This window comes from Thalassotalea coralli, assembly GCF_055786205.1.
Genome location: NZ_JBVVBK010000004.1, coordinates 128,534 through 141,292 on the forward strand (window position 1 = coordinate 128,534; position 12,759 = coordinate 141,292).

The following is a 12,759-nucleotide window of genomic DNA, read 5'->3' on the forward strand; positions in this document are numbered from 1 at the left end:
TTGAGTAACTTTTAAATGACATTGGCAAAACATATTGCATTTTCTCAATCATTAGCGGGGAAGGTTGACATAAATCTGAGTCAATCTTTTGCTAATACCTTTTCTTTTGGTGAGCTAAATCATTTTATCGACGACTTAGCCAATACCATGGATAGTCTGCCGTTGGGTTACGCTCCGATCCAAGGAAGTCCGTTTCTAAGGTCGCTGATTAGTGAGCTTCACAATGAAGTAAACTGTCATCAAAGCCGTATAACACAAGATAACGTACTCACGTTTTGCGGTGCTCAAGACGCTATTGCCACATGCTATCAGCAGGTGCTTAAAGAAGGGGACGAAGTGATAGTGATAACGCCTTGTTACCCTCAGCTGTTGCTAACCGCGCAGCAACTTGGCTGTAAAGTGGTAGAAGTCCCCGTTTTAGCGAATCATGAATGGCAAGCATCCATTGAACAATTTGAAGGTGCAGTGAATGACAAAACTAAACTTGTGGTAATCAACTCCCCACATAACCCGACAGGCTCTGTTCTGCCCATTGAATTAATAGAAGAAATTGTCGGTTTGTGTCGACACTATGATTGTTACTTACTCAGCGATGACGTAGCGCAACTCAGTAACTTTAATGAGCTAAAGTTAGGGCACTCGTTGCTAGATTATGATAAAGCCTTGATTGTTTCTGTGATGTCAAAGAGCTTTGGTTTAGCAGGTGTCAGGTTAGGTTGGATAGTAAGTAAAGACAAACGTTTAATAGACAAACTTGTTGTGCAAAAATCTTTAAGAACTATATGTTGCTCTGCCTTAGATGAATTTGTGGCAACAAAAGTGTTGGAACAGCGTGAAAAAATTTTAACCTTTAATAACCAGTTGCTTAAAAGAAACTACCAATTAATTGCTAACTTCATCGAAGAGCACAAAGCTTATGTTTCTTGGGTTGCACCACAAGCGGGTTTAATGGCCTTGGTTGAGGTGAAAGGTGTTCAAGATATTGAGCGTTGGTGTATTGATCTCGCTGAAAAAGCCAGGCTGATGGCACTGCCAAGCTCCTGTTTTAATCTTGCCGGAAGTTATTTTCGAATAGGTTTGGGAGGGCAACAGCTTGAAAAAGGTCTACTGAAATTAACTACGCACCTTTATAAGTAAATTACTTCCAAATCGATCCTGCTGCAATACAAACTTATTGTAATTCCAAACTTCCCTTATTGCTGATTGGCGGCACCTTTTTTCAGCTGGTGTTTAAGTTGTTACATAATTTGTTACATCTGCTTATAAACTTTATCTATCTTTATTTCGACTATATTTTTGTGTCAATTAACTATAAAGATAACAATGGCTAAACAAGTTCATAACTTTTCAAAACTATATCAAAAATCAATTCTATTGGGGCTAGGGGCAATCACAAGTATTGCGACTTCTTTGGCTAACGCACAGACGATAGAAAGCACAAATAAACAACCTGTTCGCAATAAGTTTTCTCTACCTTTCATTGAAAGTTCTCCAAAAATCGACGGTGTATTAGACGAGAGCATATGGCAATCAGCGCTTGTGATGGAATTAAAGTATGAAAACAATCCTGGCGAAGGAACACCTGCTCCCGTAAAAACTGAAGTGTTTTTATATCAAGACGGTCAAGCCCTTAACGTGGCTTTTAAAGCATACGATCCGGAGCCAGAAAAAATTCGAGCGTCATTAAGAGACAGAGATGCACTTTGGGCAGATGACAATATTGGTATTATTATCGACACCTTTAATGATGAGAGAAGTGGCTTTGAATTCTTTGCTAACCCCTTAGGAGCACAAGCTGATATGAAAATGGAAGATTCGGATGGTTGGCAAGAAGATGATTCATGGGATGCGATTTGGGAAAGTGCAGGCAATATCACTGATTTTGGTTATGTTGTTGAAATGCGTATTCCTTTTACGGCATTAAGGTTTAGTGAAAGTAAAGAAAATCAAATCTGGAACTTTGCGGGCTGGCGAAACTATCCTAGAGATGTGCGAGTCCAAATGGCTACGCATAAGCGAGATCGTAATATTAAATGTAGTTTATGTCAGTTCGAACAAATCGAGGGATTTGCCGGTGTTTCTGCTGGTAACAGTTTGCAATTAACTCCAACATTAACTGTATCTCGGTTTGATGAAAAGTCAGACGTGCCCGGTGAATGGCAAGAAGGTGATGTTGAAGTAGAACCAGGATTAGATGTTAGGTGGGGGATTACTCAAGATATGGTGCTAAATGCCACCATTAACCCTGATTTCTCTCAAGTGGAAGCAGATGCAAGTCAGCTTGATGTTAACAACACTTATTCCTTGTTTTACTCGGAAAAGCGCCCATTCTTTTTAGACGGAGCATCATATTTTGATACTGCTCGATTTAACTTTGTGCATACGCGTAACATTGCCGAGCCTGATTACGGGTTAAAAGTCACAGGTAAAACAGGTAAACATAGCTACGGGGTTATGGTGGCTAATGATGAAAATACTTCATTTTTAATGCCTGGTAATCAAGGCTCGAGTTTAGCTACTTTAGACCAAAAGTCCGAAGTAGCGATTGCTAGATATAAGTCTGATGTAGGTGAGAGAAGTAATGTTGGTGTTTTATTAACGCACCGTCAAGGTGACGATTATGATAATACCTTAGTTTCTGTCGATGGCACTCAATGGTTTAGTCAATCTGATGTTGTCCAGTATCAAATAGCGCGCGCAGAATCGACTAATCCCGAGTCTGTTGTGGAAGACTTTGATGTTGATAACAAGCAATCCGATACTGCGGTATCTATAGATTATGCACATCGCACACGTGATTATAACCTTAGAGCTGGTTATACCAATATTGGTGAAGATTTTAGAGCGGATTTAGGTTTTCAAAGTCGCGCTAATATTGAGCGCTTTGTGTTAGGCGGTAGAAGAAATTATTTCGGTGATAGTGACGACACGCTTACTCGTTGGGGCTATTTTGGTGATTGGGACAAAACGTATGATCAAGATGGCACTGTCATTGAAGAGGAAGTAGAGTTGCACGGTAATTTACAAGGCCAAATGCAGTTTTTTATGAACTTTGGCGTGGTTCACCGTGAACGCTTATATGATAGTGAATATTTTGATGAAACCCAATATATGACCTATTTTGAGTTCAACCCGTGGTCAAATTTAGAGTTCGGTACATTTATTCGTTTCGGAAAGCAAATCGACTTTGCTAACACGCAGCTAGGCGATGTAGTGGACTTTGAACCGAGAATTAATTGGGACGTGAATCAGCACATTAATATTGAGTTTCGTTACAATTACAGTCAGCTTGACGTAGATGGCGGCAGGTTATTCACCGCAAATCAATCTGATATTCGTCTAGGTTACCAATTTGATATGCACAGTATTTTAAAGCTTATAGTCAAATACACAGATATAAAACGAGAGACGAGTTTATATTCTTTCGAGGATGAGGAAGACCTTCCAGATCAACGCAACAAGTATTTCTCAACGCAGCTTATTTATTCTTATAAAGTAAACCCACAAACTTTGTTCTTTGTTGGCTACTCAGACGGTGGCTTCCAAGATGACGAGCTTGATTCGTTAGAACGAAATCAGCGTACTGTATTTACTAAGTTTAGTTATGCTTACCAAATGTAAATAAGGAAAATTGTATTAATTACTGCAAAGGAAAGACAAAAAAGATCAATATGATACAAATCAAAGCATTTACCTTAGACTTAAGCTAAGTTATAAAGAGTAAAAAAGTTTGTGGAGATCAAAATGGCAACAATGTTGGTAATTACGGATGACGGTGGAGATTCTAAAGATCTAATTGCAAGAGCAGAGGAATTAGCTTCTTATTCTCAAGATGATCTACATATTGTGCACTTTGTTTATGAAAAGTTTCGTGGGAGTAGCGAAGATACTCAGCCGTTAATTGACGCGATAGTTGCTAAACAGACTGAGCAGTTAGAAGCACAGGTTGCTAGCTTGCTGACAAATAAAGATGTTAGTTACAAAGTTTCTGTTGTTTGGGGGGCAAACATTGCCAACTGGGTCACGGAGCATGCGAAGTCGACTGAACTGAGTATGGTATTAAAAACAGGACATAGAAGTGAGCAGGCTTTCTATACGCCGACTGATTGGCAGCTTATTCGTCAATGCACAACGCCTGTTTATATCGCCTCGTTGACCAAGTGGCGTAAATCAAACAATGTATTAGTTGCTCTTGATTTACAAACGAAAAACGCTGAAAAGATGGCATTGAATGAAGAATTGCTGAAACAAGGTAAGGAATTGGCAGAACAGAGTGGAGCTAAACTTTACGCATGTTACGCTCCACCAGTATCTCAGTTACTTCAAGATTTTGGTATGCAATACCGAGATGAAGTAGAAGAACAGGCTATTCAAGAAACCAAAGGTATTATTAAGAGCTTTTCTGACAAGTTTGGCATACCGTTAGATAATTTTACGATTAAGGCGGGTAAACCAGATAAAGTGATCCCGAGTATAGCGGCAAATGTTAAAGCAGGCGTTGTTGTTATTGGTACTATTGGTCGTTCAGGCTTGAGTGGTCAGGTAATCGGTAATACTGCAGAAAATATTATGAGTTTATTGAAAACCGATGTTCTAGCCATGAAGCCTTGTTAAAAAAAATGTTGGCTAATAAACAAAGAATAAATATTGAATAAAAAAAGGAGAACTTTTGTTCTCCTTTTTTGTTTTACAAGGCTAACTCTATGACCATTTCTCTTAATTCTTCTTTAGAGATCGAATTATCATGATTGGTATCAAATCGTTTAAATATAGTTTCACACATACGAATGCCTTTGTCTTGCAACAAGACATCGATTAACTCAACGAACTCACTGCGGCTAATTACACCGTCTTTATCTTCGTCAAATACTTCAAATAATTCATCAACCCACTGATTTAGATCCATCAGTTGTCCTCTACATCAAGAAAATACCACTTAGTTAAGACTTTATCTTGTATTCAAATAGATGTGAAGAACAAATGAAGAATTAACATAAGAATAGTGTAGAACCTTAGATTTATTGATACTTATGTGGTTGAAAACTGTTCAGCTGCAAAAGAGAGAAGGAATAGTTTTACAGGCGTATCGATAGTAGTTATAGATGCGTTTTACTAATGGCAACAATAACATATAAGAAATAACAAAAGGTTACTAAGTCCGTTCATATAGTACTTTACATAAAGTGTATATTGAATAAAATATAAACTCATGCAGAAATACCTGTGTGAAATCTCTTGGACTAAGGGTTGTTTTATAGGGGGTTGGCAGTTTTGTTGTCGATTTCTTTATGTGACTTTTAGTATTTTTGGGCCGTTAGTTTATCTAGCGGCCTTTTTTCTTTATATATTATATTGAGTGGCTGGGATGAGCTTTAATAAGTGCCGTCTAGACAATACTTAGCTGAGCTACTCTTCTTTTAAATGACTCCTACCCAATTTAATAAATCAACTCAAACCAAATCGAAAAGAGCCTTTCAAAAAGCATTATTGTTTAAATTTACGTGACGTTTTCTGTCGAATCACTACGTCGATAGAAAGTCTTGCTTTAAGCATAGCTGAGCAAATTTGCCCACCATTCTCTCACAAAACTAGAAAGGTTAAGGAAATGTTAGAAGTGGCTTGAGGCTCAAGTTGCTCAAGTAACCTTCAAACAAAGTGAATGAAAAGCAAACAAAATGTAACACATTAAACACTTTTGCAATAACTATTAATGTAATCGTATTTGTCGTGGCATACTTCTTGTTTTTATTCTTTACTGAGCTTGTTGTGGTTGTTGATATTTAAGGTTTTTTACAAATTGTTATTGATGGGTGCTTTTCTATTAATTCTTTCGTAGATTGAGGGTTTTTGCTGTTTGACATGTTTCTCTTTTGTTACTTATTCTCCGTGCTGGATATAAGGTATACAGTATATCTATGGACTAAAAATAACGGAAAGTCGTGTTGAAAATACGACCCCATTTCTAGGGAAATTAGAATGACAATTTTAAAGAGAGAAACATCTACTATTCGCAAGTCGTTAACTGCTTTGGCTGTAGGTAGTGCTTTAATGCTATCTTCAACCAGTGCTTTAGCGACTGATGGTAAAGGCTCAATTAAAGGTACGATTGAGTCTGCTGCAGGTAATGAGTTAAACAACGTAGTAATTACGATTAAACATGAAGCGAAAGGTCTTGTGCGTACAACAACTACTACTTCTAACGGTGACTTTTCATTAAAAGGCCTTCCAATCGGTAATTATACTATTACTGTTACCAAAGACGGCTTCACTACAGTTAGCGAGCAAAATGTCGCCATTACAGTTGCGGGTATCGTATTCGATGCAACTATGGTGGATGATGCAAATATCGAGCGTATTGAGATAAGTGGCGCTCGAATTAGCCAGATCGATTCTGCAACAACACAAACGTCACAAGTAATCTCAACTGAAAAGCTAAATACCTTACCTGTTGAATTAGACTCTACAGCGATTGCTTTATTAGCTCCGGGTACCGTGAGCGGTGACTCTGCATTCGGTGGTGTAGCAATTGGTGGTGCTTCGGTGGCTGAAAATGGCTTTATGCTTAATGGCCTTAATATTACTGATGTTCGTTTAGGTATGGGCGACATTGATTTACCTTGGGAAGCTATTGCGCAGACCGAAGTAATTACCGGCGGTGTATCACCTGAATACGGACGTTTCATTGGTGGTGTTGTTAACTTGGTTTCAAAGTCGGGTGATAACGAATGGACCTTTGGCGGTAAAGTAGAACTATACCCTGACTCGCTATCTTCACCTAATCAACGAGTAAACGACGCAGGCAAGCAATACGACGACGACTACTCATATTATCAAGCGAGTGAAGTTAACCTTTGGGCCAGTGGTGCAATTATTGAAGACACCCTGTTTTTCTACGGTTTGTACAACCCATGGGAAGATGAGGAGCATTTCCTTAATTCTGAAACCCAATATTGGGAAGAAGAAGATGAACGTGATATGTGGTTTGTTAAGCTTGATTGGGAAATCAACGAAGACCATTCTTTAAGTGCGATGGCGTTTGATAACTCAACAGATCAAGTGAGAAAAGAGTGGCGACGCGGGAGTGGCGACGAAGAGTTTGATCTTTCGCAGGAGCCTGGCGTCCTTTACAACAAAAAAGGTGGCTTAGTCTGGAATTTACAGTATACAGGCTACTTAACCGATGATTTAACTATGTCTGCAATGTATGGTTACATTGAACATGAAACTGGTGTTCCATCAGGGACGCCTGATCTCTCTCCTGTTCAAGACTTCCGAAGTGGTACTGAGGTGCAGCTTGGCAATTGGGTTGGCTTCGGAGATCTGTTAACTGAAGATATTAGAAAAGTTTACCGCATTGATTTTGACTACGTGATTGGTGACCACACGCTTCGCTTTGGTTTTGATCATGAAACTTTAGAAATTGCAGATTACTACAAACCGAATGGCGGCGGCTGGTGGCAATACCACACGGCATCTGAAGATGGCACTGAAGGGTTAGATATTCTAGCTGGGCAAGATTATGCTGACCACCGCCTATGGGGTAAAGAGTCAGAAACTGAAAATGAATCAAATGCCATTTATATCACAGATACATGGCAAGTTACTGATGACCTAGTACTTAACTTAGGTGTTCGGGTTAGTGAATTTAGCAATACGACCGGCGAAGGTGAAAAGTATGTCGACTTGAAAGATCAAGTCGCTCCACGTTTAGGTTTTACCTATGATCTTTTAGGCGATGGTAATAGCAAACTTTACGGTTCATTTGGGCGTTATTTCCAACCTGTTTCGCCAAATACTAACGTGCGTATGGCTTCGGCTGCTTACGATATTCATCACTTTTACTTACTTGAAGGTGTAAACCCTGATGGTACGCCTGTTTTAGGGCCTAAGATTGGAGAAAATATTGTAGCAGACGGCAAAGTTCCGCCGGCTGATCAGTTATTTAACAATCAAGCTGAATCTATGTATTCAGATGAAATTGTCGTTGGTTATGAGCAGCAGATTAACGATGATTGGGCGGCAGGTATTCGCCTTGTATCGCGTGAGCTAAAACAATCGATTGAAGATATCTCTTTTAACTACGGTATGAACCAGTGGATCAGAGAAAATTACGCTGACGATCCAGACATGGAAAGCTACTTTGTTGACCCGTGGTTTCCAACATTAACAAACCCTGGTGCGCCAGTTACCATGATCTATGATGTTGACGGTGACGGTACTAAAGAAACGGTTACCGTTGATGCTGAAATGCTAGGTTTCCCTAAATCTGAACGTAAGTACTATGCTGCCGAGTTTAATATCTCTGGGTATTTTACACCTGACTTTTTCATCGCCGCTTCATACACATGGTCGCATAGTTATGGTAACACTGAAGGCTTAGTTCGTTCAGACAATGGTCAAGCGGATCCGGGCTGGACAACATCGTTCGATTACCCAGAGTTAATGGATCATGGCTATGGTAATTTACCAAATGATCGTCGCCATAACTTTAAATCATATGGTGTATATAACATAAATGATGACTTTAGCGTTGGTTACAACTTTTGGATTAAATCAGGTAAACCTAAAAGTGCATTCGGAGTTCACCCAGCAGATGACGGTTACTGTATAACGGCCATTGAGCTGGAAGGGCGCTGTTATGGACGTGATTGGTACGGTAATGCATCATTTTATAATGACGGTACGGCAGCACCTCGCGGCAGCTTAGGGACAACTGATTGGGTTTACAATTTAGACCTTAACTTAACCTACAAAATTGATTTTGAAGAGTCAGGGTTATTAACGTTTAAAGCAAATATCTTTAACGTCTTTAACTTTGACGGTGTAGAAGGTATCGATGAAAGATCTGAATTTAGCAGTGGGACGAACAATATTCGCTTCCATTACCCAGATGACTTCCAAACGCCTAGGTACTTCAAGATCTCAGCAAGATATGACTTTTAATTAGCGCTGATATCGTGTTGAAAAAAGCTGCTCAAAGGTATTGAGCAGCTTTTGTTATTTTTTATTCCATAAAGTTTCATCAAAACTTCTTTTTTTAACAATTAATTTACAAGAAAGACTTTACAAATAAATTCTATTGTATACAATATATTTGGTTTGTGAGTAATCATTAAACTTTCTCATGTATTTTTAAGTTAGAAGAGTTTGCTAATTACCCCTATTGATTAGTATTCTCAACTTTTTAAAGCCGCAATTCTCCCTGCGGCTTTTTCTTTGCCTAAAGAAAAGTTCAATTAGCTAAATCCTCTTAAGCTACTCACTGTCAAGCTAAGCTTTGCTTTTTCCAAATTTATTTCAAAATGAAATGAATTTATTTGTAATAAATAGCTTTTGCTTATGACTAGCTAAGCAAATTAAAAACAGGAAGGATAATATGACTACACCTTGGAAGAGTATTGCGCTGTTAGGTTTGTTGGCATTATCGGCAGAGTCTAAAGCACAAAGTCAGCCACAAAATGACAAGTTAACCTTTGACTTTTGTCACGTGAAAGACATTAAGCAACAAATTAAGTGCGGTACTTTGTTAGTGCCGGAAAATTACCAGCAACAAAGCGGTACTGAAATTTCCATTAATTTTGCAGTATTGCCTGCTATTGATAATAGTCAGAATAAAGCACCAATGATGTTTTTAGCGGGTGGTCCTGGTCAATCTGCTGTGTCATTAGCGGGTGGACTTTATCGTGCTTTCAACGAAGTGAGAAAAACACGCGATATTATTTTAGTTGACCAACGCGGTACCGGTCAGTCAAGTCCTTTACAATGTGAAGATGCTGTCAACCTAGACCCTTATACCAGCTGGTCTAAAGATTTTGATCAACAACAAATAAAAGATTGTTTACAGTCCTTCGATGTAGACTTATCCCAGTACACCTCAGAAAATGCTATTCGCGACTTTGATCAAGTAAGAGAAGCGCTAGGTTACAACAAACTTGCTATTTACGGCGGTTCTTATGGTACTCGTGCTGGCTTAGTTTATATGCGCATGTTCCCCGAATCGCTAGAATCAGTTGTTTTAGATAGTGTAGGCCCTATTGAAGTGCCAATTGGCCCATTTGGCCAAAGTGCAGCGCGTTCTTTTGATTTGTTAATTGCTAATTGTGCCGCGGAAGAAAGCTGTCATAAAGCGTACCCAAATCTACGTGCAGAATTTGATCAAGTCGTTAAAAAGCTAATCGATGAGCCAGCTCAAGTTAGCATGCCACACCCTAGACTTGGCACACCAACCACTATGAATATTGATCGAGAAAAGTTTATCTCAACTATTTTTATGCAGTTATATAGTGTTGAAGGGCGTAGCCTTGTACCTTTAGTTATTCATCAAGCCGCTAAAGGTAATTTTGCTCCTTTAGCGGGTTTAACTGCTATGGGCGATACCGATCCGGCTATGTTTGTTGGTCTGACATTTAATATTGTTTGTAATGAAGACTACCCAAAGGTGGGCAAGCAAGGCTTCGCAAAAGATGCTGACAATAGTTTTAACCAAGAAATAAGTCATGTGGGCTGGAAGTTAGCTTGTCCTATCTGGCCTCAATACCGTCCTGCGAGTGACTTTTACCAACCGGTAACTGCTGATATTCCAACGCTAATTATTTCAGGAGAATTAGATCCTGTTACGCCACCGAGCAATGGTGATTTTACTGATGCAACGCTACCAAACAGTAAACATATAGTAATGAAGCATAGTTCACACACACCTGGGGTAACACCTTGTGCAGTGAATATTATCAATGAATTCATTAACGAAAAAAATCCAAATGATTTGGACGAGTCTTGTCTTGAAGAGATCCCTAAAGAATCATTTATGACAAGTTTAAATGGCGGAGCACTTTAAGATGATAGAAGTAAACAACTTACATAAAACATTCAAAATGAAGAAGCAATCCGTTAAAGCGCTCGATGGTTTGTCTTTTACCGCTAAAGACGGTGAGATTACTGGAATACTGGGTCCAAATGGAGCGGGTAAAACCACCTGTTTACGTACCTTATATGGATTACTTTCTGCCGATGAAGGATATGCCACTATTGATGGTATAAAAGTCAGCGATGACCCGTTGGCTGCGCGGGCTAAACTAGGAATTTTTCCTGACAAATTCGGTTTGTATGAGCGTTTAACTGCTTATGAGCAAATCGATTACTTTGCTAGTTTGCATGGTTTGCAGGGCAAAGCGAAACATCAAGCGATTGAAACCATCATCAAAGAGCTAGACATGGAAGAGTTAGCGCACAGAAAATCGGCGGGTTTTTCACAAGGCCAACGAATGAAAGTAACTTTGGCACAATCACTTGTTCACCAGCCACAGAACTTTGTTCTTGATGAGCCAACGCGTGGATTAGATGTGATGAGTACCCGAGTGTTGCGTAATCATTTGAATAAATTTAAAGAGAAAGGTCACTGCATTTTATTCTCTTCACATGTCATGCAAGAAGTTGCCGCGCTTTGTGACCGTGTCATTATCGTGGCTAACGGACGTCTCGCTGCAGAGGGTACGCCAGAGGAGCTGTGTCAGTTAGCAGGAGAAACGCAATTAGAAGAAGCGTTCGTCAAATTAATTGGTTCAGATGAAGGAGTTGCAGCATGATCCAGTTTAAAGCGCTATTAACGAAAGAGTTAAAAGAAGCATTTCGTGACAAAAGAGCCTTAATGGTGGCTTTAAGTATTGCCTTGTTGGCTCCTGTGATGATCATGGTCATGTCGAAAACCATGATTAAGGACTTTATCGAAAATCCGCCAGTTTATGTCCATTTCGAAGGGGCTGAACACGCACCTAAACTCATCAAAGCGTTAGCAGATGAAAACATCTTGTCCTATGCTGAAGCGCCGGAAGAGGATCAACGCTTTTGGCAACAGCAAAAAGTAGAGGTAATCATTCCTGACAATTACGCCCAACATTTGTTGGAAGGTAAAGGAATCGACATCATTGTAAGGTCGGACTACAGTGAAAAATCGTTAAGTGCGCCTCTGCGTCGAATTCGAGGGGCTATTAGAGATTACTCTATGGCGATTGGGTACAAAAGACTGTTAGTGCGAGGTGTCGACGTTAAATTACTTCGTCCAATCAATATTCAAGAGCAAGACACATCACTTCCTTCGAGTAATGCAATGGTGGTGACTATGATGCTAGGTTTGTATTTATTAATGGGGGTGTTTATTTCTGGTCAATCAATCGCTATTGATGCCAGTGCCGGTGAGCGAGAGCGAAATGTACTCGAGCTTTTATTGTGCCAGCCGGTTAATACGATGCAAATAGTCATGGCTAAATTGTTATGTGCTAGCATCGTCTCGATTGTTGCTGTTGTCTTAATGTTAGTGTTAACAATGGGGACCATGAGCTTTGTCGATTTAACCAAAATTGGCGCCACGTTTAGTTTAGATGTTTCAACCTTTATGGTGTTGCTACTAATATTAATACCGCTTTGTTTATTAGCCTCGGCTTTACAATTGTTTTTCTCTTTTCAGGCAAAATCATTTAAAGAGGCACAGTCAACAGTTGCTATGCTTATTATGATCCCTGCGATGGTTCCTCTAGCGATGATGCTGATTGATAACAAGCCAGCATGGGTAGAGTGGGTACCAATCTCAGGACAGTCTTTAATTATTGAAGATTTGTTTAAAGGATTAGCCATTGATTGGGCTGCATTATTAGTTTCGACGGGGGCTACGCTAGCGTTATTGGCTGTATTGGTTTCTGTCTTAGCAATGCGCTTAAAGTCAGAAAAAGTTATTCAATCGTTAGGATAAGGTTAATAGTATTTGGT

The 12,759-nt window shown here is 39.4% G+C and carries 8 protein-coding genes; 7 read left to right on the forward strand and 1 reads right to left on the reverse strand.

Features of this window, described 5'->3' with window-relative positions:
- The first annotated feature begins 15 nt into the window (after positions 1 to 15).
- The 3 genes from ACOB80_RS11595 (at position 16) to ACOB80_RS11605 (ending at position 4,614) form a co-directional block, all read left to right on the forward strand.
- A complete protein-coding gene (locus ACOB80_RS11595; RefSeq protein ID WP_473165996.1) occupies positions 16 to 1,137 on the forward strand; it encodes a pyridoxal phosphate-dependent aminotransferase in 1,122 nt (373 codons plus the stop codon).
- Between the two features lie 186 nt (positions 1,138 to 1,323).
- Positions 1,324 to 3,621, forward strand: coding sequence for a carbohydrate binding family 9 domain-containing protein (locus ACOB80_RS11600; protein ID WP_473165997.1), 2,298 nt, complete (start codon positions 1,324 to 1,326; stop codon positions 3,619 to 3,621).
- 123 nt (positions 3,622 to 3,744) lie between these two features.
- Positions 3,745 to 4,614, forward strand: coding sequence for a universal stress protein (locus tag ACOB80_RS11605; RefSeq protein WP_473165998.1), 870 nt, complete (start codon positions 3,745 to 3,747; stop codon positions 4,612 to 4,614).
- 73 nt (positions 4,615 to 4,687) lie between these two features.
- Here ACOB80_RS11605 and ACOB80_RS11610 read toward each other — a convergent pair whose 3' ends face one another.
- Complete coding sequence (locus ACOB80_RS11610) at positions 4,688 to 4,906, reverse strand: EF-hand domain-containing protein (RefSeq protein ID WP_473165999.1); 219 nt, start codon at positions 4,904 to 4,906, stop codon at positions 4,688 to 4,690.
- 1,070 nt (positions 4,907 to 5,976) lie between these two features.
- Between ACOB80_RS11610 and ACOB80_RS11615 the strand changes: the two genes are divergently transcribed.
- The 4 genes from ACOB80_RS11615 to ACOB80_RS11630 all read left to right on the forward strand — a co-directional run bounded on the left by ACOB80_RS11615 (position 5,977) and on the right by ACOB80_RS11630 (position 12,742).
- Positions 5,977 to 8,943, forward strand: a complete 2,967-nt coding sequence (locus tag ACOB80_RS11615; protein ID WP_473166000.1) for a TonB-dependent receptor — start codon at positions 5,977 to 5,979, stop codon at positions 8,941 to 8,943.
- Between the two features lie 433 nt (positions 8,944 to 9,376).
- The gene (locus ACOB80_RS11620) at positions 9,377 to 10,834 is read left to right on the forward strand and encodes an alpha/beta fold hydrolase (protein ID WP_473166001.1); all 1,458 of its coding nucleotides are present in this window, start codon (positions 9,377 to 9,379) and stop codon (positions 10,832 to 10,834) included.
- Position 10,835: 1 nt separating this feature from the next.
- The gene (locus ACOB80_RS11625) at positions 10,836 to 11,582 is read left to right on the forward strand and encodes an ABC transporter ATP-binding protein (protein ID WP_473166002.1); all 747 of its coding nucleotides are present in this window, start codon (positions 10,836 to 10,838) and stop codon (positions 11,580 to 11,582) included.
- Positions 11,579 to 12,742, forward strand: coding sequence for an ABC transporter permease (locus ACOB80_RS11630; protein ID WP_473166003.1), 1,164 nt, complete (start codon positions 11,579 to 11,581; stop codon positions 12,740 to 12,742). The genes ACOB80_RS11625 and ACOB80_RS11630 overlap by 4 nt, the downstream gene beginning before the upstream one ends.
- The last annotated feature ends 17 nt before the right edge of the window (positions 12,743 to 12,759 follow it).